The following is a 21,640-nucleotide window of genomic DNA, read 5'->3' as shown; positions in this document are numbered from 1 at the left end:
AACGCGGGATCCCGCGCGAGCACCGCCGAAAGGGGGTGATCGCCCGAGATCAGCCCTCTTCCGGGCGAGCCCGCCGGGTCGGCTCCTCGCAGCGAGCCCGACGGATCGGTTCTTCTCCGCGAGCCCGCCGGGCCAGGGCGACGAGCGCCAGGATCAGGGGCAGGGCCGCCGCGGTCGCGAAGCACCACGCGAGCGGCAGCCGGCCGATCAACCGGCCGGCCGCCGCCATGCCGATCGAGGAGCCCGCGTTGAACGCGGTGTTGACCCACGCGCCGGCCCTCGTACGGGCGCCCGGAGCGGCGGACTCCTCCGCGAGCAGGTACGCCGTGGTCATCGCCGGGGCGACGAACAGCCCCGCGACGCCGACCACCGCCGCCAGCGCGTACAGGCCCGGCGCCGCCCCGGCGACCGCCAGCGGCGCCGCGAGCGCGGCGGTCAGCACGGGCAGGCGTACTCGTCCCGGCACCCGCCAGGAGCGCGAGCCGTACACCAGGCCGCCGACCGCGCTGCCGGCGGAGAGCGCTGCCTCGGCCCACGCGGCCGCGGGCGCCTCGTGACGGCGCGCGGCGAACGCGACCAGGAGCAGGCCCAGCGCGCCCAGGCACGTACCGATCCCGGCCGACAGGACGACCGGCCGTCCGAGCCCGCCGAAGGAGCCTCCACGCGACCGGCGGGGCGTGGGGCCGTTCTCGACCGGGTCCGCCGTCTCGCCGGCCGCCCCTGTCTGGGAGCGGGCGACCGGAGAGGAGACGAGAGCGAAGGTTCCGGCGAGGACCAGCCCCGCGCCGACGGCCACGCCCGCGGCCGGGCCGACGAGCGCGGCGATCAGGCCCGCCAGCAGCGGACCGGTGACGAACAGCAGCTCCTCCGCGACGGTGTCCAGACTGTAGGCGCGCTGTAGCAGCCGCCGGTCGGGCACCAGGTCGCTCCAGAGCGTGCGCATGACCGGGCCGAGCGGAGGCGGGAACGCACCGGCCGCGAGCGCCAGGACCACGAGCGGGGCGGCGGGCACGCCGTGCCGCGCGGTGAGGAGGGCCAGGGCGCCCAGCACCAGCGCGTACGCGAGCGCCATCGGCGGCAGGGCGCGACGCGGGCCGTACCGGTCGATCAGCCGGGCGCGCACCGGGGACAGCACCGAGACGGCCAGCGCGAACCCGGCGACGGCGGTGCCCGCCGTGGCGTACGAGCCGGTCGCGCCGGCCGACGCGAGGGTCAGGGACAGGGGGACGATGCCGTACGAGAGCCGGCCCAGCAGCGCGGCACCGAAGGTGCGGCGAGCGTGCGGAGCGCGCAGGACGGCGGCGTATGAGGGAGTGGACGAAGACACGAGACGTTTCTCGGGATGACGGCGTGCGAAAACCCGCGCCGTGAGCGTCAGGGGACACCGAAGGACCGCGGCCGGTGAGGCGCGGTCAGCGGCGGTGTCTAGACACAGGAGAGGAACACGCCGGCCACTTTACCGCGCGAGCTCCGCTCCGAGACGTCCGTCCCCTGCGGCCGTCCGGTGACGCGGCCGCGACTCGCCGATACGGTCAGCCCGAATGCCGAATTGGCGACGGACGTAACAATCTCGCTCTACGCTTAGTAGGCCATACCGGTCAGGCAGGGATGGAGACCACCTTCGTGGATGAACAGGTCGACCCGTCGTCACTCGGCATCGACACCGGCAAACCGAGCGTCGCCCGGATGTATGACTACTACCTGGACGGTAAGGACAACTACCAGGTGGACCGGGACGCCGTGGACCGGATCGCCCAGGCGATGCCGGAGATCCGGCAGCTCGCCCGGGAGAACCGCGCCTTCCTGCGGCGCGCGGTCCGGTACATGGCCCGGCAGGGGATCCGGCAGTTCATCGACATCGGCTCCGGCCTGCCCACCGCGGGCAACACCCACGAGGTGGCCCAGCAGATCGCGCCCGACGCCCGGGTCGTCTACGTCGACAACGACCCGATCGTGCTGGTGCACGGCCGCGCCCTGCTCGCTCGCGACGACAACACCACCGTGGCGACCGCCGACATGCGCGAGCCCACCTCGGTGCTGCAGCATCCGAACACCACCAAGCTGATCGACTTCAGCAAGCCGGTCGGTGTCCTCCTGATCGCCATGGTGCACTTCCTCACCGAGGAGGAGCGGCCGTCCGTCATGGGCGCGCTGCGCGACGCCCTGCCGTCCGGCAGCCACATCACGTTCACCCACGTCACCCGGGACGGTCAGTCGGCCGCCGCGGTCGACCAGATCGAGAGCGTGTACGCGACCACGCCGACGCCCATCTACTTCCGCGAGCGCGCCCAGATCGCGCGCTTCTTCGACGGGTACGAACTCGTCGATCCCGGCCTGGTCACCATCGACGCCTGGCATCCCGACCCCGCGGACCCGGCCCCGGAGGCCACCCGTTGGCTGTATGGAGGCGTCGGCCGCAAGCCGTGACCGCCGACCAGCGCCTCCGGTCTCGGCCGCAAGCCGCCGGCCGCAAACTGTGACCCTGGCCGTATCCGGCCGGCGTCGGCGATACGGTCAGCGGCGGCGGGCGTTCGTACGGCGGGTCGGCTCGGCGGTGGCCGGGTCCTCCGGCCAGGGGTGGCGCGGGTAGCGTCCGCGCAGCTCCGCACGGACGTTCCGGTAGCCCTCACGCCAGAACGACGCCAGGTCCGCGGTGACCGCGGCGGGCCGCCCGGCGGGCGACAGCAGGTGCACCACGAGGGGAACGCCCGCGACGCGCGGCGTCTCGGTCCATCCGAACAGTTCCTGCAGCTTCGCGGCGAGCACCGGCTGCTCGCCGGAGTAGTCGATCCGGATCCGCGACCCGCTCGGCACGGCGATCCGCTCGGGGGCGACCTCGTCGAGCCGGGCGGCGCACTCCCACGGCAGCAGTCCGCGCAGCAGCGCGGCCACGTCCGCGCGTTCGAGGTCGGCCCGCCGCCGCGCGCCGCCGGCGGCGAGGTCGAGGGACTCGAGCAGCGCATCGTCGTCCATCGCCGGCCACGGCGGGCCGAGGACGCGATGACAGAACGCCAGCCGGGCGCGCAGCGCCTCCGCGTCACGGGTCCAGGTGAGCAGGCCGAGCCCCTCCCGGCGCAGGCCCTCGCGCAGGGCAGCCCGGACGAGCTCGGGGTCGGGGTCCGGCAGCGGCACGGCCGACAGCTCGATCGCGCCGAGGCGCTCGACACGGCGGGCGACGACGTCGCCCCGCCAGACGACCTCGTCCTCCGCCGTGACGCCCACGGCCGCCCGGGCCACGTCCTCGTCGATCGGGACAGCCTGGCGGATCCGCGCGGCCGGAGCGCCCGCGGGCCGGTCGGCGACGGCGATCGCCAGCCACTCCGCCCCGCCGAGCGCGGAACCCCTGAGGGGCTCGGCCGCGGTGCCGGACGCCATCAGGTATCCGCCGCCGCGGGTCCGGGCGACCCGTTCCGGAAACGCGAGGGCGACGACCACGCCCGCCGTCGTCTCGTCGTCCGGCCCGGCCTCCGGAGCGCCCGTGATCGCGCGCCGCAGCCGGCGTACCTCGTCGCGCCACCGCGGGTCGCCTCGCAGGCCGCGCCACTGCCGGACCAGGTCCTCGTCGGTCCGCTGCTGGTCGGCCAGCACCGCCACGACATCGGCCGCACGCGCCCCGACGCGCTCGGCGCCGTCGAGGAGCGCGCGGGCCAGCCGGGGGTGGACGCCGATGCGGGCCATCCTCCGGCCGCGTTCGGTCGCGCGACCGCCGTCGTCGACGGCGCCGACCGCCCGCAGGGTCTCGCGGGCGGCGCGCATCGCGGCGGGCGGTGGGGCGTCCAGGAGTGCCAGGCCGGTGGCGTCCGGATCGCCCCAGCAGGCCGCCTCCAGCGCGAACCCGGTCAGGTCGGCCAGTGCGATCTCCGGCCGGGGACGCTCGGGGAGCCGCTGGTGCTCGGCCTCGGTCCAGCACCGGTACACCGTTCCCGGCGCCTCGCGCCCGGCGCGCCCGGCGCGCTGGTCGGCGGCGGCCCGCGACGCGCGTACGGTCGTCAGCGCGCCCAGCCCGCGCGCATGATCGGTGCGCGGCTCCCGCGACAGCCCGGCGTCCACGACGACACGCACGCCCGGCACGGTGAGGCTCGACTCGGCGACCGACGTGGCCAGCACGACGCGTCGCCCACCCTCCGGCCCGCGCAGCACCTCCTCCTGCACGGCCGCGAGCGCACGGCCGTGCAGCCGCAGCACGTGGAGGTCACCGAGAGCGCGCGCGACCCGGTCGATCTCGGCCACACCGGGCAGGAAGCACAACACGTCGCCGTCCCGCTCGCCCAGCGCCCGGCGGACCGTCGAGGCCACGTGGTCGAGCAGCGCCGGGTCGACGGCCAGACCGTGCGGCGGGCGTACGGGACGGGGCGGCGGCGCCCAGACCACCTCGACCGGGTATGCCGCGCCGTCCGCGCTGACGACCGGCGCGCCGCCCATGAGCTCCGCCCACGGCCCGGTGTCGGCGGTCGCCGACGCGGCGACCAGCCCCAGGTCGGGGCGCAGCGTCGCACGGACGTCGAGGAGGAAGGCGAACGCGGTGTCGGCGTCCAGGTGACGCTCGTGGCACTCGTCGAGGATGACGACGTCCGCGCGCACGTCCGGGTCGTGCTGCAGACGCCGCAGCAGCACGCCGGTGGTGACGACCTCGACCGCGCCGCCCGGCCGCCGCTCGCCGCGGATCGCATAGCCGACGCGTTCGCCGACGGGCTCGCCGAGCATCCACGCCATCCGGCGCGCGGCAGCGCGCGCCGCGAGCCGCCGCGGCTCGGCCACGATCACCCGCCGCCCGGTCTCGGCGAGGGCGAGCGGCACGAGCGTGGTCTTCCCGGTCCCCGGCGGCGCGGCCAACACGGCGGTCCCGGCAGAGTCGAGCGCATCACGCAACGCGGGAATCGCGGCGGACACGGGCAGGTCGGACGAACGCACCCCACCAGTCTGGCCGCTCCCGCCGGTGCCCGAGGACGGGGGCGCCACTCCCGGCACCGCAGATCATGATTCTCAGTGTGACCCTGCCGGTGCCCCGGCGGGCAAATAAATCGCCTGCTGGAGGGCGAAGCCGGCTGGGATACTCCGTGCCGTGACGACTGAGCACTACTCCGACCCGGTGCTGAGCGTCGGTGAACGCGACGCCGAGCTCAGCGGACGACTGACCGCCGAACTGATCGCCTTCAATACGGCCGCGACAGGTGCGGACGACCACGACGCGTTCTCGGTCAAGGTCACCGATGAAGCGGGGGAACTGGTCGGTGGGTTGGCCGCCTGGACGTGGGGCGGTCTGTGCGGCATCGAGTTGCTGTGGGTGCGCGAGGACAGCCGCAAGGACGGCTGGGGCAGCAAGATCCTGCTCGCCGCCGAGACGGAGGCCCGGCGACGCGGTTGTGATCGCATGGCGGTCTCCTCCTTCACTTTCCAAGCCCCCGGCTTCTACCAGCGCCATGGCTATGTCGAGACCGGCCGGACACTGGGCATTCCCGGCGGGAACGCGGACGTGCACCTGTACAAGTCGTTCACCGGGTCAGTCGATCATGAGCAGCGATGACGACCCCTCCGTACGGCGGGGGCGGGTTCAGGTCGCGTGCTCGGCGATGAACACGAACTCGCGGCCTGGGCGATCAGGGGCTTCTCGGACGTCCAGCACGCGATAGCCGTTCGCGCTCAGGCTCGTCTCCACCTCGTCACGGTGACGGAACCGGAGGGTCGAGTCCGAGGTGACGACCGTGCCGTCCGCCAGGAACGTGTAGGTGTAGCGGAAGGAGACCAGCGGAAGGCTCACCTCGGTGACCTCGAAACGCTGCTCCACGGGGCCGACTCCCGGAAAATCGAGGGTGACCGGCGCATTGTCGGTCGCCCACTGTTCCCACGCCCGATATTCAGGGCGTCTCGTCTCGAAGACGAGGTGACCCCCGGGGCGAAGTGCAGCGTGGACGCCCTGGAGCGTTCGTGTCCAGTCGGCGTCGGTGAGAAAGACCTGCGCCACGTTGCCCGTCATCACCGCGAGATCGGCGCCGCGCGCCGGGACCGTCGTGGCATCGCCGTGCACCCAGGTGATTCTTCCGGTCGGATCCTTCGACCTCGCGACGCCGAGCGATGCCTCCGCCGGGTCGACGCCCGTCACCGTACGGCCGCTGTCCGCGAGGAGGACCGCCAGGCATCCGGTGCCACAGCCGATATCGAGCACGCGGTCCGCGCCGAACTCGTCCGCGATGTCGAGGTAGGCCGTTAGGTCGTCGCGGTCTCCGTCGAAGGCGTCGTAGATGGGCGCGAGGCGAGAATCGGCAAAGATCGCGTCAGGCACTCCGCGACGATATCCACGCTCGTCCCCGCCGGCCACGGATTTTCGACCGCCGCCGGCGCACGCCCGCGCACGCCTGCGCCGCGTCCCCGGCCGCGCGCGAATACGGTGCTCAGAGGTAGAAGCCGGTGCCGGACGTCGGGGGCGGCGTTTCCGCGGTGCGGCCGTCGCGGATGGCGTACAGCTCCGCGAGCGTCGCGTTCTCCGGGACGCCGTTCGTCGTGCCCAGCCAGGCGGCGGCCTCGGCGTGGGACAGCGGGCCCATCTCGATCTGGGCCAGGCAGCGGCCGGGGCGTACGACGGCGGGGTGCAGGCCGGACAGGGGCCGGTTGGTGGTGATGGCGACGAGGACCTCGCGGCCCTGGCCGACGAGGCCGTCGGTGAGGTTGAGCAGGCGGGAGAGCGCCTGTCCGGTGCTCGCCCCGCCTTCGGCGCGGATCAGGTCGTCGCAGTCCTCGAGGACGAGCAGCCGCCAGCGCCGGTCCTCCTCGTCCTCGTCCTCCTCCCCCACGGCGACCTCCATGAGGTACGCCGGATTGCCGAACAACTCGTCCGGGTCGAGGACGCAGTCGAACTGGCACCACTTCGACCACTCGCGGGCGAGAGCGCGCAGGGCCGTGGTCTTGCCGGTGCCGGGTGGTCCGTGCAGGAGGATGAGCCGGCCGGTCACGTCGGCCGCGCGTACGGCCGCGAGCCGGTCGACGGCCGTCGCGGTGGTGGCCGGGTAGTTGTCGCGGATCTCCGCCCAGGGCGTCGTGGCGATGGACCGCTTGCGGCGCTGCGCCCCGTGGGAGCTGGAGTGCCAGAAGCCCATCTCGACGCGGTCCGGTTCCGATGTCGCCTCGACGGCGTCGCGGACGGACTGCTCGACGACGGCGGCGGCCAGTTCGTCGCTGACGGCCGTGACCTCGACGGTTCCGGACCCGCCGCGCCAGCGGACCGCCCGGAGCGTCCAGCCGTCACCCGCCGCCAGCAGCGCGTCGCGGCTCTCCTCGCGGACGGCGCGCAGCACCCGCGCGCCCGGCGGGCGCAGGGGCGCGTCGGGGCGGACCCGGTCCAGCCGCTTCACCCGGGCGTACGGCTGCCGGCCCGTCGTGAAGGGCTGGAGGGCGAGGACGTCGATGACGCCGCCGAGCGTGTCGGTCGTGTCGAGGCGGTAGTCGACAGGCGCTTCGGGCTCGGCCCCTATGATCGGGACGACGGGTTCGGACATGCCCTCGATCATCGGGGCGCCCATGGCCCGCGTCCAGTGAATTTGCACAAAACCGGGCGTACCGCCGCTCGTCGGCGGGCCCGCGCACGTCCAGAAGGAGCATCACATGGCCACCGTCCGTACCGCGAACGCCCACTGGGAAGGCCCGCTCATGGGCGGGCAGGGCAAGGTGTCGCTGGACTCCTCGAAGGTCGGGGAGTTCGAGGTCAACTGGCCGTCCCGCGCGGAGAAGCCGGAGGGCAAGACCAGCCCGGAGGAGCTCATCGCCGCCGCGCACAGCACCTGCTTCTCGATGGCGCTGTCCCACGGCCTCGCCGGCGCCGGCACGCCCCCGGAGACCGTGGACACCCGCGCCGACGTGACCTTCCAGCCGGGTGAGGGCATCACCGGCATCCACCTGACCGTACGCGCGTCGGTCCCGGGCATCTCCGCCGAGGACTTCGAGAACGCCGCCCAGCAGGCGAAGGCCAACTGCCCGGTGAGCAAGGCGCTGGCCGGCACGAAGATCACGCTCGACGCGTCCCTGGCCTGACCCCGGCGGTGTGGGCGTCCCCGAGACGGGCGGCGCCCGCACCGTCGCCCCGCCGTGCCACCCGGTTCATCGAGCTCTGCGTGCCCGTCCTCTGGTGGGTCGGTCGCAGCGGGCCTGGAAGCGTTCCCGCAGGTGGCTGTAGTCGTGATCGGGGAAGAGATCGGGAAAGCCCTCCAGGGTCTTCTCCAACTGGCGGACGGTGGCGTGGTACTTCCCGTGGCGGAGGTCGACGTCGGTGAAGAGGTATTGCCAGCCCGGGATCCCCTTCATGACGAGCAGAGTGTCCACGTAGGACCGGTAGTCGAGTTCCAGCGGCACCAGGTTTCGGTGGTTCGTGTCGTAGAACCACAGCCCCTGGCTCGGAGCGTGGTGACGCAGCGCTGTGAGACGGCCCGATCCCGGGGCCTCCTCGAGCATCAACAGCCCGTCGGCCATCAGCTCTCGTTGTTCTGGAGACAGACTCACGTCCACGTACGGCACTACCCTGCCGGACAGGCAGTTCCGGACGTCCTTCAGGAAGAACTCCCCGTCGAGGGAGTAGTCGTCCATGTGCCAGGCGACATGGATGTGGTCGGTGCTCAGCAGGTACTCGCGAACGCCCTCGACGGCCGTGTCTCCCCAGGCTGAGCCGATCAGCGCGGCGTCGTCGGCCGAGAGTTCCCGGGGCGGCCCTGACCCGATCTCGCAGGCGGTCATGACGATGTCCGGCGTGGCGCGAAGTTCGTTGACGTGCGAGTGGGCGCGAGCCTGGAAGTCCGTGGTCATCTCTGCCTCTCCGAAACCATGATCACGTCGATCCCAGCCGAGACTACGGTGTCGCCACCAACAAGATCACCTGGCGCGTCGCGCCCGTACAACACCGTTCCTAAAGACTGGGCATGAGTTGTGTGCTCAGCCGGACGCTCCGAACGGTGTTGGGCGTCCTGGTTCCCCACTTTCGCTCCGCAGCCGGGCGGCACGACTCGTGATCGTGGTCCGGGGGTGCGGGGGCGGGGTTCCTCACGTCCTGGGGCATCCGGTGCGGCCTGGACGGTCCGATGCCCTTGCTCATCGCTCTGGTGAGCAGGGGGCGGTGCCGTCCGTCGCCGGATCGGGTGTCCCAGGGCGCGTCGTCCGATCGCCACGGCCGCCGCCTGATGGCGGGTGACGGGGCGCCGAGGGGTGGTGAGGGGGCGCCGCCAGTGCTGGGCTCCCCACTTTGAGGTGTAGCCGGGGTCGACGGCGACGATGGTGATGCCGAGTTCAGCCGCCATCGCCACCAGCCTGGCGCGGAGCTTGGCCACGGGCATCCCGGAGATCAGGTTGCGGAACCGCTTACGCCGACCGTGTTTCTCGCGGGTCGTCTCCGCGGCGAAATCCAGGTCCTCGATCGCGATGGCAATGCTGTGCCGTTCAGCCCAGTGCAGAAGACTGATGATGGCATGCCGGATCTGGGCGTCGCGGTGCTGGGTGGTGCCGGACAGGTCGTAGTCGAATCGGCGGGGCTCGCCGACCGGGTTGCCGTGGGCGTCGAGTCTCCAGGCGGCCAGGTGGTCGGCGTTGGTGTCCACCCCGATCAGGCCACCAGCACGGACGGTTTGCAGGGGAACGGTTTTGACCGGCGGGATGGTCCAGGAGGCCGTCAGGTACCAGCGTCCGCGCTGGACGTCCTCGCAGATGCGGTAGGCCACAGCCCGGTTCGCGCACACGCGGTCGCGCCATTGCTCACCCCGGTGCGGGAACGACACCTTCGAGGTGAGGACGTACCGGCCGTGTGCAGCGTTGGCCAGGTGCGCCAACGGCGAGGGGAGCTTGATGCCGACCTGGCCGTCGGGGGTGACGCGGATCGTCTCGTTCCCGTACCGCTTGCCGGACTCGCCATCAGCGGCCAGGAACCGGCGCTTGGCCTGCCACTTTTCACGCCATTCGGGTGCGGTGAGCTCGACGGCATCCAGGTTGTGCCGGGTGCGCAGCAACCTCTTACCACCGCGCACGACGCGAACCCGCCCGGCCTCATGGTCGGCCCGCTGTTGTTCGAGCCGGTCCTGAAGCAGGCGCAGGCGCCGGGTCTTTTCGAACCACTCCTGGGCGCCTTGGTAACCGCCCGGTGCTTTCTTCGTGCCTTTCTCTCCGACCGGCAGGGACAGCCGTTGCGTGATTGTGGCGATCCCGGCCTCAAGGCTGCGGATGTAGGCGAGCTGGCTGCGCCGTGCCAGCGCCCACTGGTCATGCGTGGCCTTGGTGATCGACCCGGCCCAGCGCGAGGACGACTCGGCGGTTAATGCCCGTTTCCGCTCCGCCCATTGGCCGGTGTCGTGATCCAGCCCCGCCGCGCACCGTGCCTTCAGGTCGGAGGAGGCGAGCGAACCGAGGTGGTCACCCACCAGCCGCAGCACCGTCACATCCTGCGGGGTCAGGCCCTTGAGGCGGTCACGGATCGCCACACCCGACGACCCGACCGCAACGAACGGCACTTCGATGGCGCGCAGGTCAGCCATGCCGGGCCGCCTCCACCGCCGTGCGGGCAGGGTCCCGCGCCGAACGATGGCCATACCGACGAACGCACAAGCAAACCGACGTCTGCCCCATGTCCCGCGCGAGATCGCCGACGACCTCTCCGTCGTCCCTGGCCACCAGACGGCGGCCCTTCGCGACCAACGCCGCCTCGGCCAGTTCCATGTTCATGCCACCGAGGCGACCTTTCTGTTCCGCCACGGACGTGGTTACGTCCAGGTCGGCGGGAAGCGGCCGGCCCCTGGAACCGGAGCCGTTGATGCCCGAGGCGATCTCGCACTCCAGCCGCGCTATGCGGCGCCCCCTCTTGGCTGCCCACTGCGACAGCCCGGCAACCTGACATTCGAGGTCCGGCTTGTGGTCATGGGAGGAAACGCGGGCGTACAGCCAGATACCAACCATCGCATCTGGGGCAGCACCGACGTCGATTTTCACCCAGATCGTGCGCAGCCCGACCCGCTGCGCCGGGACCGGAAGCGTGCCATGACGGAACCAGCGGTAAGCGGCGAAGGGACTGGTCCCCTGCGCTCGTGCCCACTCCGCCCAAAATCACAGCAACAACATAGCGTGACCATCGAGACACCGCGTGCACTTATGCACATTCAAACTCCAGCAGTTAACCACCCACGAACCTACGTGGTCGAGTACCGAAAGTTACCGATTCGCCGCCCACCCTCGGACCCTAACGCCCTGATCAGCTGATTCACGGAGGAAGAGTGGTATGAACGAACTGTTCGAGTTGGTTGCCGTCAGTGCGCTGGAGCTGGCCAATCGTCTCGTCGTGGCGCCGATGACACGCAGCCGCACGTACGGCGGCCTCGTCACAGAGCTGACCGTCGAGTACGACACGCAGCAGGCGGGCGCCAGGCTGATCATCGCGCCGTACAACGAGGCGGACCCGGCCACCTTCTACGGCGGTGACCACCGCGGCTACACCGACTACCCGGTCCTGGGATCCTGACCGCTCCCCGTACGACCGCCGTGCCGAGATCCCCGAGCCCGCTCTCGCGTGCTACCGATGACGCCGCCGGCCGGATGCCCGAGCGATCTCCGTACGCGGACGGCGCGCAGTACAGTGCGCCGGACGGATCTTTGCCTCGTGGGCGGAGGAGATTTCGCGGTGACCACCGAGACTCCGGCCGGGTCCGCATCGGCGCCGTACGTCGTGAGGTTCCGGCGGCTCCGGCCGGTCCTCATGATCGCGGTCGGCGTCCTGGGTCTCGCGATCTCGGTCCGGATGATCGCCGGAGTGGTGCGGGCCGGGCAGCCGAACCGCGTGCCCACGCGCCTCGGCCTGGCGGCCGCATCCGTCGTCCTGGCCGCGGTGGGCGGCGCGCGGCTCGCCCGGGGCCGGCGCACCGGCTGGATCGCCTTCGCCGTCGACGCGGACGGGATCTTCCTCGTCGCGTCGCCGGACGGGGCTCGCCGGTTCGGCTGGGACGAGGTCAGCGCGCTGGTGCTGTTCTCCCGGCGGACGGAGTTCGTCGAGGGCACGGTGCGGTGCGTCGGGGTCCGGCTGCATCCGATGGCGCCGGGCTCGCCCGAGCGGCATCTCGCCGAGCTCACGGAGGCGGTGTCCCGACACGACCTGCCGCTGGACGTGTGGGAGCGGCTGCGCCGGCTCGACCGCGGGCCGTCGGAGGCCGGGCTGGAGCTCGCCGTCAGCTTCCACGCGGAGGCCCGCGGATGGCGGTACCGCACGGCGTCGCTGACGGAGGCCACGCGGATCCACGCGCCCGGGGTCCCGGTCGTCCGGGAGCCGTCCGAGCGCTACTACGACCTGGTCGGCTGGCGGGCCGACCAGGAGGAGCTGCGCCAGGCCCTGGAGGACGCCGAGCTCCGCCACTGGTGCTGACGTCCGGGTAGGACCGGGTCGCCGCCCGGACGCCTGGTACCGCAACTGGTGCTGACGGACCGAGAGAACTAGATCCGCGTGCCGTGGCCGGACCAGTACGGCTCGCGGATGAGGCGCTTGTAGAGCTTCCCGGTCGGGGTGCGCGGCAGGTCGGTGACGAAGTCCACCGAGCGCGGCGCCTTGTAGCCGGCCAGCGATGCGCGGCAGAACGCGATGAGCTCCTCCGCCAGCTCCGGCGACGCGGTGTGCCCGTCCTCCGGCTGGACCACCGCCTTGACCTGCTCGCCGTACTCCTCGTCGGGCACGCCGAACACCGCGACGTCACCGACGGCCGGATGGGTGATGAGCACGCCTTCGATCTCGGCCGGGTAGATGTTGACGCCGCCACTGATGATCATGTCGATGACACGGTCGGCGAGGAACAGGTACCCGTCGGCGTCGAGGTAGCCGATGTCCCCGGTGGTGAACAGGCCGTTCCGGTGGATCGAGGCGGTCTTGTCCGGGTCTCCCCAGTACTCGACGTCGTCGCCGCTCGCGTAGCGGAACCACAGCTGTCCCGGCTCGCCCGGCTCGGCGGGGCTGCCGTCCTCGCGTAGGACGTGGGTCTCGACCGTGGGCAGCGGCCGCCCGACCGTGCCCGGCCGGCGCAGCCATTCTTCGGCCGTCACGATGGTGTTCACCGACGCCTCGGTCGACCCGTAGTACTCGTGGACGACCGGACCCAGCCAGTCGATCATCCGGCGTTTCACCTCCGGGGAACACGGCGCGGCACCGTGCCACACGGCGGTGAGGCTCGACAGGTCATGCGCCGCGCGCGTCGCCTCGTCGAGGCGAAGCATCCGGACGAACTGGGTCGGCACGAGGTGCACGTTGGTGATCCGATACCGCTCGATGAGCCGCAACGTCTCCTCCGCGTCGAACCCGCGCCGCATCACCAGCGCCCGCCCCGCGTACAGCAACACGTACGAGAACAGCCACTGCGCCGAGTGATAGACCGGCCCGACGAGCAGCGACCGGCCGCCCTCGGGAATGCGGAGGACGTCGGCGTAGCCGGGGGCGGCCATGGCCATCATCTCGATCGGCGCGCCCGCCTGGGTGAGCTTGCGACTGACCCCCTTCGGCCGGCCCGTCGTACCGGAGGTGTAGATCATCGGCCAGCCGAGGACCTGGTCAGCGGGCTCGCCATCCGGCCCGGAGGCGAGCACGTCCTCGTACGGCCGGAAGCCGGGGACCTCGCCGAACCCGACCCGCGCCACCAGGTCGGCCTCTGCCGCCGCCGTCTCGGCGACCTCGGCGAATCGGTCCTCGGAGAACAGGACCCTCGCTCCGGAGTCTCCCAGCACGTACGCGAGCTCGTCCGCGGTCCAGTGCCAGTTGACCAGCACGTACCGCAGGCCGACGTGCGTCGCGGCCGCCATCACCTCGAAGTACTCACGCCGGTTGCCGGAGTGGATCGCGATCGTGTCGCCGGTCCGCAGGCCGAGCCCGCGCAGTGCCCCCGCCAGCCGGTCGACCCGCTCCTCGAACGTCTGCCAGGTGGTGACGCCGTGCTCGTCGATGAGGGCCGGCTCGTCCGGCCTGGCCTGGGCGAACGGGCGGAGAAGTCGGGCCATGGAGACCTCCAGATCGGTCAGTCGGGCCGGGCACCGGCCATGCGCAGTGCGAGCCCCACGTAACGGTCCCGCAGGTCGGTGGGGCCCAGCGGGCGGTGCTCGTGGAACCACTCGCTGAGGTGCACGCACATGTCGAGGATGGGAATCGCGGTGAGGACGGCCGCGGACCGGTCGTCGCCGCCGACCAGGTGGAACTCACCGCACTTGTGGCCCGCCAGCAGGACGTCCGCCAGGCGATCGCGCAGCCGCCGCCGGATCGCGACGACCTCGTCGTACCAGACGCCGGAGAGCAGGTGATACTCCCGGTTGGCGACCCGCGCGGTCTCCTGATGGTCGGCGTGCCGCGTCACGTACACGCCGACGATCGCTCGCAGCTCGGCCAGGGGATCGCCCGCGACGGCCTCATGCGCCGCGGTCACCTCGTCCTCCAGCCGCAGGTGGATGTCGCGCACGACCACGTACAGCAGTTCGTCCTTTGAACCGAAGTGGTTGTACAGCGCGCCGGGCGTCATGCCGCACGCCTCGGTGATCTGCCGGACGGAGGTCGCCAGCGCGCCCTGACGGTAGAAAAGGTCGATCGCGGCCGCCGCGAGCCGCCGCTGGATTCGCGATCCGGCGAGCGGAAGCTCCGATTCGGTCACGTGCGCGGCTCCTCGTCTTGACGGCCGACAGACCCGAGCGTACTAATTTCCCTAACGTGAATGAACGCTTATTCACCTGGATTCGGTTCGTCCTTCCTCGGGGGCGGAGCGCCATGACGCTCCGACACGTCGGCCTGTAGGAAACGAGGTGGCCATGGCCCCCGCCGATCCGACCACGACCCCGTCCAACGGCTTCTCCGCGCACCGGCTGTGGGAGCGCGGCCTGGACCGCTACCCCGACACCGCGGCCCGCTACCGGTACCTGGCCGTGGCGGTGTTCGTCACGATCGTCCTGTACTACGAGCTCTACGTCGCGGGCGGCGTCGCCCCGCTGATGCTGGCGCACTTCAAGATGTCGTTCCTCTACTACGTGAACGTGCTCGTGTTCGCCAACCTGGTCGGGGCCTTCGGGTCGCTGGCCGCCGGCATCGCCGACCGGTGGGGCCGCGCCAACCTCGTGACGTACGGTCTGCTGGGCACGGGCCTGCTGACGCTCCTGACGCCGCTCGCCCCGAACAAGACGACGTTCGCGGTCGTCACCATCCTGACCGGCCTCGTCGAGGGCATGTGCCTGGTGGCCACCCCCGCGCTGGTCCGCGACTTCTCACCGCAGATCGGCCGCGCCTCCGCGATGGGCTTCTGGACGCTCGGACCGGTGATCGGAAGCCTGGTCGTCAGCTTCGTGGCCAACCGCACCCTGCCGCGGTTCGACGACTCCTGGTCCAGCCAGTACTACATCGTCGGCGTCGTCGGGCTGGTGGCGTTCGCCGTCGCGCTGTTCGGGCTGCGGGAGCTGCGGCCCGGGCTCCGCGACCAGGTGATGGTGAGCGTCGCGGACCGCGCGCTGGTCGAGGCCCGGGCGGATACGGCGGAGCAGCAGGCCGATCTGCGCCACCCGTGGAGGCAGATGGCACGCCTCGACGTCCTCGCGCCGGCGCTCGGCGTCAGCGTCTTCCTGCTCATCTACTACACCGCCGTCGCGTTCTTCACCATCTACCTGACCTCGAACTTCGGACTCACGACCGCACGGGCCAACGGGGTCAACAGCTGGTACTGGGCGATGAACGCGGTCGCCCTCGTCATCGTGGGCGTCGTCTCGGACCGCCTTCGGGTGCGCAAGCCCTTCATCGTGGGGGGCACGCTCCTCGCGGCGGTCATGACGTTCCTGTTCATGACCCGGACGACCCATCCGCACACGAGCGCGGGCACCCTCATCTGGATCATCAGCCTGCTCGCCGTCGGCCTGGGCGTGGCGTACACGCCATGGATGGCGGCGTTCACGGAGACGATCGAGCGGCGGAACCCCGCCCTGACCGCGACCGGCCTGGCCATCTGGGGCTGGATCCTGCGGATCGTCGTGTGCGTCTCCTACTTCGTCCTCCCGTACGTGGTCGGCGCCGTCGACACGCTGACGCGCGCCCCAGAGGTGCTGGCCGCGGCGAAGAAGGTGCCGGCCGGCACGGCTCCGCCGCCCACGCTGCTGCACGAACTGGGCGAGCTCAAGAAGGCGGCGGCCGACGCGCCGCACCAGTGGCAGTCCTGGTGGTGGATCTGCATCGTCGCCGAGCTGCTCTTCCTCGTCCTCATGCTGCCGCTGGCCGGCCGGTGGAATCCACGCGCCGCCCGCGCCGACGCCGACGCGCACGCGCGGGAGGTTGAGCGGCTGACCGGAGCGCAGGGCTGAGAGGCCTTCGTCCGCCGCCCGCGTCGTCGCGGGCGGCGGCGACCGGTCCGAGCAGGACCCCGCCGCTCCGGGAACCACCACGGCGACGCGAACGTCGGTACTCATGATGCTCACGAATGAACAGCGAGACCGGGCCGCGGGCGTACTGCTCGGCGCGGCCTGCGGAGACGCGCTCGGCGTGCCGTACGAGTTCGCCGAGCGGCTGCCGGACACGGCCGTGCCGGAGATGATCGGCGGCGGACTGGGCCCGTACGCGCCCGGGGAGTACAGCGACGACACCCAGATGCAGGTCTGCGTGGCCGAGGTCGCCGCGATGGGCGGCGACCTGCGTTCCGATGCGGCCCTCGACGGGATCGCCGAGCGCTTCCTCCGGTGGTTCCACGAGGGCGCGAGCGACGTCGGCCTGCAGACGTCCGGCGTGCTGGCGGCCGCTGCACGGGCCGGCGGGCTGTCGCGGGCCATGCGGGAGGCCTCCGCGGACCTGCACCGCAAGACGGGGCGTACCGCCGGGAACGGCTCGCTCATGCGGACCGGGGTCGTCGCACTCCCCTATCTCGCCGATCCGGCGGGCCTGACGGAGGCCGCGCGCCTGGTCAGTTCCCTTACCCACTTCGACGACCTGGCGGGGGACGCCTGCGTGCTGTGGTGCTCCGGCGTACGGCGAGCGGTGCTGGACGCGAGCCTCGACGGCGTGCGCGAAGGTCTGGACCTGCTTCCCGCCGACCGCCGCGACCGCTGGGCCTCCTGGCTGCGCGACGCCGAGACCGCGCCGCCTTCTCACTTCAGCCCGAACGGGTTCGTCGTGCCGGCGCTGCAGGCCGCCTGGTCCGCCGTCATTCGCGCCGGGAGTCTGCCGGACGGGCTGGTCGCCGCGGTGCGGGCGGGCAACGACACGGACACGGTCGCGGCGATCGCCGGGGCGCTGCTCGGTGCCCGGTACGGCGCGCGCGCCGTACCGGGCACCTGGCGCGAGAAGGTGCACGGCTGGCCGGGCCTGGGCGCGGACGACCTGACCCGGCTCGCCGAAGGGGCCGCCACGCGCTGACCGGTCCGGCCGGGCGCCCGGCGGATCTCCGATCAAGGCGGCTCGATATGAGACCTCCTGATCAGGAGGCGCCCGCGACACCGGGCCTGGCGCCCTCGTGCCCCGCACCGCTCTGGTGTGACTCGTCGTGGCGGCGGGCGAGGCGCAGCGCGTACTCGCGGGGCGACACCCCCAGCCGCCACGTGCACACCGCACAGGACAGGTGATCGTTGGTGGTCTGGTCGTCGTGGGCGATGTCGACCACGCCTATCCGCAGGTTCTCCACGGCCCGCACCGTACACGGAGCGTAGCGGGATGCTCCACTTCCGTGCTGCGGCGTGTCAGCCGAGCGGGCGCGCCTCCGCGACGCGGACCTCGACGCAGTTGCCTTCCGGGGTGCTCTTGGAGCTCTTTCGCCACAGGTCGTCGGTGCGCATCAGATGCCCTCCAGGATCGTGCCGATGATGTCGATTGACTCGTCGGGGGTGGCGCTGATGACGCTGAGACGATCCATGGCGAGGGTGTAGCGGTCGACGTCCTCGCGCTTGTCGAGGTAAAGCGCGTTGCCGAGCTGCTCGACGTAGACCACGTCGGGCAGTTGCGGATCGGCGAACCGCATGATGGTGAACCCACCGGGTGCGGCGTGCTTCGCGCTCGCGGCGAACGGCGTGACCTGGAGCGTGAGACCGGGCTGCTTCGCGGCGGCCATGAGGTACTCCAGCTGGCCGCGGAGCACCTCGGGTCCGCCGACGGGCCGCCGCAGCGCGATCTCGTCGATCACGGCCCACAGCCGCAGCGCGCCGTCGCGGAACTTCCGCTGTCGCGTGGCCCGCAGCGCGACCCGGCGCTCTATCTCCTCGGGCTGGAAGTCGCCCAGGGAGATGACGGCCCCGGCGTAGTCCTCGGTCTGCAACAGGCCGGGGACGAACTGCGGCTCGTACGTCCGGATGCGGGACGCCGCCTGCTCCAGGCCGATGTAGGACTGGAACCACGACGGCAGGACGTCACCGTAGCTGTGCCACCAGCCGGGCTGGTTGGCCCGGCGGGCGAGGGACAGCAGCTGGTCGCGCTCCTCCGCGTCGGTGATCCCGTACAGCGACAGGAGGATCGCGACGTCCGCCTCCTTGAAACCGCTGCGGCCGAGCTCCATCCGGCTGATCTTCGACTCGGATCCGCCGATCGCCTTGGCCGCCGCGACCGAGGTGACGCCCGACTTCTCCCGAAGCCGGCGCAGCTCCGATCCGAGAAGGATGCGCAGCGCCGTCGGCCCGCTCGCTCCAGCGTTCGCCATGACCTCGACCTCCCTTGCGGCTGACCCCAGAGTCTTCCACGGACCCAAAGATCAACCGCCGATGCAATTTCATTCACCCATGGGCTTGCATCGTCAGCGTCGTGGCGCAATGCTATCCCATAGCTGGATGCAATCCCATTAGCAGCCGTGGCCAGGCGTGTGATGGTGATGCGGGCGAGCCGCGAGGCCGCCCGCGCGACGTCCGTACTCGGCGGCGAGTTCTCCGATCTGACCGCCGAGTACGGGCGTTCGTGGAAAAATCAACGCCTCCGACATAACCGGCGACAAAGGCATCTCGTGACGGACAGCGACGACCGGCAAGACGAGTTCCGGCCCGACATTCCGAGCCCGGCGCGGGTGTACAACTACATCCTTGGCGGCAAGGACCACTATCCCGCCGACCGCGTCGTCGCGGAGAACACCATGGCCGCCCTGCCCAGCGCGCGCGACGCCGCGGTGGAGAACCGCGGCTTCCTGCGCCGCGCCACCCGCTACCTCGCGGCCGAGGCGGGCGTGCGCCAGTTCCTCGACATCGGCACCGGGCTGCCCTCCAACGGCCAGGTCCACGAGATCGTGCAGGGCGTCGCGCCGGAGTCCCGGATCGTGTACATCGACAACGACCCGGTCGTGCTGGCCCATGGCCGGGACATGCTGCACGGCGTCGACGGGACCACGATCGTGCGGCACGACCTGCGCGATCCGGACGCGATCCTGGGCGACCCGCAGCTGCGCCGGCTGCTGGACCTCGACCGGCCCGTCGCCCTCATGCTGGTGGCGGTCCTGCACTTCGTCGCCGACTCCGAGGACCCGTACGATCTGGTCCGCCGGCTCATGAAGCCGCTGCCGGCGGGCAGCCACCTGGCGATCTCCCACGGCACCGACGACGGGGACGACGAGGTGCAGCAGGCCCTGGACGAGAACTACAAGACCTCCAGCTCGGCCCACGTCCGGCCGCGCTCGCAGGTCGAGGCGTTCTTCGCGGACCTGGAGCTGATCGAGCCGGGGGTGGTGTGGACCCCCCTGTGGCGCCCGGACGAGGCGTCGAGCCCGCTGCGAGACGACCCCGCCCGCTCCGTCTGCTGGGCCGGCGTCGCCCGCAAGCCGTGAGTCGGCCGCATGGGGACTGGTCCAGAACGACGTTCGGATCGTAGGGTTCGGGGGCGGAGGTGCCGATGAAGAGTCAGGACGACGTCAGGGCCGAGCTGACCGCTCCGGGGCAGCTGTTCGAACTGGACGAGATCGAGATCCGCGGCGTCCGGACTCGCGTCTGGAAGCACGCTCCCCCGTCGCTGCGGTCCGTCCTGGAGATCACCCGGTTCCACGGCGAGGCGCCGTTCATCGTCCACGAGGACGAGCGTCTGACCTTCGAGGAGCACTTCCGGCGCGCCGCGACGTTCGCGCGCCGCCTCGTCGAACGGTACGGCGTGCGCAAGGGCGACCGGGTCGCGATCGCCATGCGCAACTTCCCCGAATGGTCCGTCGCCTTCTTCGGCGCCGCGGCCGTCGGCGCCGTCGTCGTCCCGCTCAACGCCTGGTGGACGGCGTCGGAGCTGGAGTACGGCCTGCGCGACAGCGGCGCGACGCTGCTCGTCGCCGACAAGGAGCGTGCCGACCGGCTCGCCGACGCGCTGCCCGGGCTCGGCATCCCCACGATCGTCGTACGGGCCGAGGGCCCGCCGCCGCCCGGCACGGACGCGTACGAGGCGGTGCTCGGCGAGGTCACCGCCGACGTGGCGCTTCCCGAGGTGGAGATCGAGCCGGAGGACGACGCGACCATCTTCTACACGTCCGGGACGACGGGCCGGCCGAAGGGCGCGCTCGGCACGCAGCGCAACATCACGGGGAACACCTTCTGCCTCGGGTACGCGATGATGGCCGCCGGCGTGCAGGCGGGCCGCTCGCTCGAGGAGGTGTCCGCGCCGCAGCGGCGCGTCACCCTGCTGAACGTGCCGCTGTTCCACGCGACCGGCTGCCACGCGATCCTCGTGGCCAGCGCCATCCTCGGCGGCACCGTCGTGCTCATGTACAAGTGGGACGCCGAGCGCGCGCTGCAGCTCATCGAGCGGGAGCAGGTCACGGGGTTCGGCGGCGTGCCGACGATGGCGTGGGAGGTCCTCACGTCACCGGAGTTCGACAAGTACGACACCTCCAGCCTCGTGACCGTCTCGTACGGTGGCGCGCCCGCGCCGCCCGCGCTCGTCGAGAAGATCAAGGAGCTCCTCCCGGAGCGGGTTCCGAACAACGGGTACGGCCTCACCGAGACGTCGGCGGTGACCGCGTACAACAGCGGGATCAATTACCTGACCCATCCCGACAGCGTCGGGCTGCCGGTGCCGGTGGTGGACGTCAAGGTCGTCGACCCGGTGGGCGAGGAGCTGCCCATCGGCGAGGTCGGCGAGCTGCTGGTGAAGGGCCCGAACGTCATCAAGGGCTACTGGAACCGTCCGGGCGACACCGCCCAGGCGTTCCACGACGGCTGGTTCCACACCGGCGACCTGGCCCGCGTCGACGCGGAGGGCTTCATCTACATCGTCGACCGGGCCAAGGACATGCTGATCCGCGGCGGGGAGAACGTCTACTGCGCCGAGGTCGAGGGGGCGATGTACGAGCACCCGGCCGTCGCCGACGCCGCCGTCATCGGGGTGCCTCACGAGGTACTCGGCGAGGAGGTCGGCGCGGTCGTCCGCCTCCAGCCCGGGATGACCGTCACTGCGGAGGAGCTGCGGGCGTTCCTCGGCGAGCGGATCGCGGCCTTCAAGGTGCCGGCCCACGTCTGGTTCCGCGAGGACGAGCTGCCGCGCAACCCCGCCGGCAAGATCCTCAAGACGCGTCTCCGCGCGGAGCTCATCGGCTGAGGCGCGCTACCGTTCCCGGACGTTGCCGCACTCGCTGCTGGCGCGCCGCAAACAGACATGGTTGCTAAGGTTGGCAATTGCTGAGGTCGTGATGCCTGGTCGTCCCACCGTGGTGGCGCCAGGTCCGGCCGGCTGACAGGGTGGCGTTGGGGTGTCCACGAT

21 protein-coding genes are annotated in these 21,640 nt (G+C 71.5%); 9 read left to right on the top strand and 12 right to left on the bottom strand.

Annotation, left to right across the window (positions count from 1 at the left end; genetic code table 11):
• Positions 1-49: 49 nt before the first annotated feature.
• The gene (locus AB0I04_RS18680) at positions 50-1,327 is read right to left on the bottom strand and encodes an MFS transporter (protein WP_360885903.1); all 1,278 of its coding nucleotides are present in this window, start codon (positions 1,325-1,327) and stop codon (positions 50-52) included.
• 296 nt (positions 1,328-1,623) lie between these two features.
• On the opposite strand from AB0I04_RS18680, the gene AB0I04_RS18675 reads away from it, so the two are divergent.
• On the top strand, positions 1,624-2,427 hold the full coding sequence (locus tag AB0I04_RS18675; protein ID WP_360885901.1) for an SAM-dependent methyltransferase: 804 nt from the start codon (positions 1,624-1,626) through the stop codon (positions 2,425-2,427).
• 87 nt (positions 2,428-2,514) lie between these two features.
• On the opposite strand, the gene hrpB is transcribed toward AB0I04_RS18675, so the two are convergent.
• Positions 2,515-4,911, bottom strand: a complete 2,397-nt coding sequence (hrpB, locus tag AB0I04_RS18670) for an ATP-dependent helicase HrpB (RefSeq protein WP_360885899.1) — start codon at positions 4,909-4,911, stop codon at positions 2,515-2,517.
• Positions 4,912-5,062: 151 nt separating this feature from the next.
• Between hrpB and AB0I04_RS18665 the strand changes: the two genes are divergently transcribed.
• On the top strand, positions 5,063-5,524 hold the full coding sequence (locus AB0I04_RS18665) for a GNAT family N-acetyltransferase (RefSeq protein WP_360885897.1): 462 nt from the start codon (positions 5,063-5,065) through the stop codon (positions 5,522-5,524).
• A gap of 27 nt (positions 5,525-5,551) precedes the next feature.
• Here AB0I04_RS18665 and AB0I04_RS18660 read toward each other — a convergent pair whose 3' ends face one another.
• Together AB0I04_RS18660 and AB0I04_RS18655 are read right to left on the bottom strand one after the other, a co-directional pair.
• Entirely contained in the window at positions 5,552-6,280 is a 729-nt protein-coding gene (locus AB0I04_RS18660; RefSeq protein WP_360885895.1) for a class I SAM-dependent methyltransferase, read from the bottom strand.
• A gap of 109 nt (positions 6,281-6,389) precedes the next feature.
• Positions 6,390-7,490, bottom strand: a complete 1,101-nt coding sequence (locus tag AB0I04_RS18655; protein WP_360885893.1) for a DUF5925 domain-containing protein — start codon at positions 7,488-7,490, stop codon at positions 6,390-6,392.
• A gap of 106 nt (positions 7,491-7,596) precedes the next feature.
• On the opposite strand from AB0I04_RS18655, the gene AB0I04_RS18650 reads away from it, so the two are divergent.
• Positions 7,597-8,022, top strand: a complete 426-nt coding sequence (locus AB0I04_RS18650) for an OsmC family protein (RefSeq protein ID WP_360885892.1) — start codon at positions 7,597-7,599, stop codon at positions 8,020-8,022.
• 66 nt (positions 8,023-8,088) lie between these two features.
• Here the strand turns inward: AB0I04_RS18650 and AB0I04_RS18645 are convergent, their stop codons facing one another.
• From AB0I04_RS18645 to AB0I04_RS18635, 3 genes are read right to left on the bottom strand one after another with little or no spacing between them, the layout of a single operon-like run.
• Positions 8,089-8,787, bottom strand: a complete 699-nt coding sequence (locus AB0I04_RS18645; protein WP_360885889.1) for a hypothetical protein — start codon at positions 8,785-8,787, stop codon at positions 8,089-8,091.
• The gene (locus tag AB0I04_RS18640) at positions 8,784-10,499 is read right to left on the bottom strand and encodes an IS200/IS605 family accessory protein TnpB-related protein (protein WP_360885887.1); all 1,716 of its coding nucleotides are present in this window, start codon (positions 10,497-10,499) and stop codon (positions 8,784-8,786) included. The genes AB0I04_RS18645 and AB0I04_RS18640 overlap by 4 nt, the downstream gene beginning before the upstream one ends.
• A complete protein-coding gene (locus AB0I04_RS18635; protein WP_360885885.1) occupies positions 10,492-10,950 on the bottom strand; it encodes an IS607 family transposase in 459 nt (152 codons plus the stop codon). Before AB0I04_RS18635 ends, AB0I04_RS18640 begins: the two co-directional genes overlap by 8 nt.
• 286 nt (positions 10,951-11,236) lie before the next feature.
• Here AB0I04_RS18635 and AB0I04_RS18630 point away from each other — a divergent pair, with 286 nt between their 5' ends.
• A complete protein-coding gene (locus AB0I04_RS18630; protein WP_360885884.1) occupies positions 11,237-11,476 on the top strand; it encodes a hypothetical protein in 240 nt (79 codons plus the stop codon).
• 159 nt (positions 11,477-11,635) lie between these two features.
• Positions 11,636-12,370, top strand: a complete 735-nt coding sequence (locus AB0I04_RS18625; protein WP_360885882.1) for a hypothetical protein — start codon at positions 11,636-11,638, stop codon at positions 12,368-12,370.
• A 68-nt stretch (positions 12,371-12,438) separates the two neighbouring features.
• Here the strand turns inward: AB0I04_RS18625 and AB0I04_RS18620 are convergent, their stop codons facing one another.
• Together AB0I04_RS18620 and AB0I04_RS18615 are read right to left on the bottom strand one after the other, a co-directional pair.
• Complete coding sequence (locus AB0I04_RS18620) at positions 12,439-13,983, bottom strand: AMP-binding protein (protein WP_360885881.1); 1,545 nt, start codon at positions 13,981-13,983, stop codon at positions 12,439-12,441.
• A gap of 17 nt (positions 13,984-14,000) precedes the next feature.
• Complete coding sequence (locus tag AB0I04_RS18615) at positions 14,001-14,624, bottom strand: TetR family transcriptional regulator (protein WP_360885879.1); 624 nt, start codon at positions 14,622-14,624, stop codon at positions 14,001-14,003.
• Positions 14,625-14,778: 154 nt separating this feature from the next.
• Between AB0I04_RS18615 and AB0I04_RS18610 the strand changes: the two genes are divergently transcribed.
• Both AB0I04_RS18610 and AB0I04_RS18605 read left to right on the top strand, forming a co-directional pair.
• The gene (locus AB0I04_RS18610) at positions 14,779-16,308 is read left to right on the top strand and encodes an MFS transporter (RefSeq protein WP_360886168.1); all 1,530 of its coding nucleotides are present in this window, start codon (positions 14,779-14,781) and stop codon (positions 16,306-16,308) included.
• Positions 16,309-16,411: 103 nt separating this feature from the next.
• Entirely contained in the window at positions 16,412-17,353 is a 942-nt protein-coding gene (locus tag AB0I04_RS18605) for an ADP-ribosylglycohydrolase family protein (RefSeq protein ID WP_360885877.1), read from the top strand.
• Positions 17,354-17,414: 61 nt separating this feature from the next.
• Here the strand turns inward: AB0I04_RS18605 and AB0I04_RS18600 are convergent, their stop codons facing one another.
• Genes AB0I04_RS18600 through AB0I04_RS18590 form a run of 3 tightly spaced genes read right to left on the bottom strand, consistent with a single transcriptional unit; the run spans position 17,415 to position 18,623 of the window.
• Positions 17,415-17,618, bottom strand: coding sequence for a hypothetical protein (locus AB0I04_RS18600; protein WP_360885875.1), 204 nt, complete (start codon positions 17,616-17,618; stop codon positions 17,415-17,417).
• Between the two features lie 55 nt (positions 17,619-17,673).
• Positions 17,674-17,769 (bottom strand): DUF397 domain-containing protein, encoded by a 96-nt coding sequence (locus AB0I04_RS18595; protein ID WP_360885874.1) that lies wholly within the window; start codon positions 17,767-17,769, stop codon positions 17,674-17,676.
• Complete coding sequence (locus tag AB0I04_RS18590; protein WP_360885872.1) at positions 17,769-18,623, bottom strand: helix-turn-helix transcriptional regulator; 855 nt, start codon at positions 18,621-18,623, stop codon at positions 17,769-17,771. Before AB0I04_RS18590 ends, AB0I04_RS18595 begins: the two co-directional genes overlap by 1 nt.
• Before the next feature lie 297 nt (positions 18,624-18,920).
• Between AB0I04_RS18590 and AB0I04_RS18585 the strand changes: the two genes are divergently transcribed.
• Both AB0I04_RS18585 and AB0I04_RS18580 read left to right on the top strand, forming a co-directional pair.
• A complete protein-coding gene (locus AB0I04_RS18585; RefSeq protein WP_360885870.1) occupies positions 18,921-19,730 on the top strand; it encodes an SAM-dependent methyltransferase in 810 nt (269 codons plus the stop codon).
• Positions 19,731-19,795: 65 nt separating this feature from the next.
• A complete protein-coding gene (locus AB0I04_RS18580) occupies positions 19,796-21,478 on the top strand; it encodes a class I adenylate-forming enzyme family protein (RefSeq protein ID WP_360885868.1) in 1,683 nt (560 codons plus the stop codon).
• Positions 21,479-21,640 lie beyond the last annotated feature (162 nt).

Origin of the sequence: Actinoallomurus sp. NPDC050550 (genome assembly GCF_040655075.1) — a bacterium.
Classification (GTDB): domain Bacteria; phylum Actinomycetota; class Actinomycetes; order Streptosporangiales; family Streptosporangiaceae; genus Actinoallomurus.
Note: the sequence above shows the minus strand (reverse complement) of the source record. Positions and strands in the feature narration are given on the sequence as shown.

Excerpts from the sequence above, each read along its gene's own strand:
- AB0I04_RS18640 (WP_360885887.1), bottom strand. The coding sequence starts at position 10,499 with ATGGCTGACCTGCGCGCCATCGAAGTGCCGTTCGTTGCGGTCGGGTCG.
- AB0I04_RS18655 (WP_360885893.1), bottom strand. The coding sequence starts at position 7,490 with ATGTCCGAACCCGTCGTCCCGATCATAGGGGCCGAGCCCGAAGCGCCT.
- AB0I04_RS18595 (WP_360885874.1), bottom strand. The coding sequence starts at position 17,769 with ATGCGCACCGACGACCTGTGGCGAAAGAGCTCCAAGAGCACCCCGGAA.
- AB0I04_RS18645 (WP_360885889.1), bottom strand. The coding sequence starts at position 8,787 with ATGACCACGGACTTCCAGGCTCGCGCCCACTCGCACGTCAACGAACTT.
- AB0I04_RS18650 (WP_360885892.1), top strand. The coding sequence starts at position 7,597 with ATGGCCACCGTCCGTACCGCGAACGCCCACTGGGAAGGCCCGCTCATG.
- AB0I04_RS18630 (WP_360885884.1), top strand. The coding sequence starts at position 11,237 with ATGAACGAACTGTTCGAGTTGGTTGCCGTCAGTGCGCTGGAGCTGGCC.
- AB0I04_RS18610 (WP_360886168.1), top strand. The coding sequence starts at position 14,779 with ATGGCCCCCGCCGATCCGACCACGACCCCGTCCAACGGCTTCTCCGCG.
- AB0I04_RS18605 (WP_360885877.1), top strand. The coding sequence starts at position 16,412 with ATGATGCTCACGAATGAACAGCGAGACCGGGCCGCGGGCGTACTGCTC.
- AB0I04_RS18590 (WP_360885872.1), bottom strand. The coding sequence starts at position 18,623 with ATGGCGAACGCTGGAGCGAGCGGGCCGACGGCGCTGCGCATCCTTCTC.
- AB0I04_RS18580 (WP_360885868.1), top strand. The coding sequence starts at position 19,796 with ATGAAGAGTCAGGACGACGTCAGGGCCGAGCTGACCGCTCCGGGGCAG.
- AB0I04_RS18620 (WP_360885881.1), bottom strand. The coding sequence starts at position 13,983 with ATGGCCCGACTTCTCCGCCCGTTCGCCCAGGCCAGGCCGGACGAGCCG.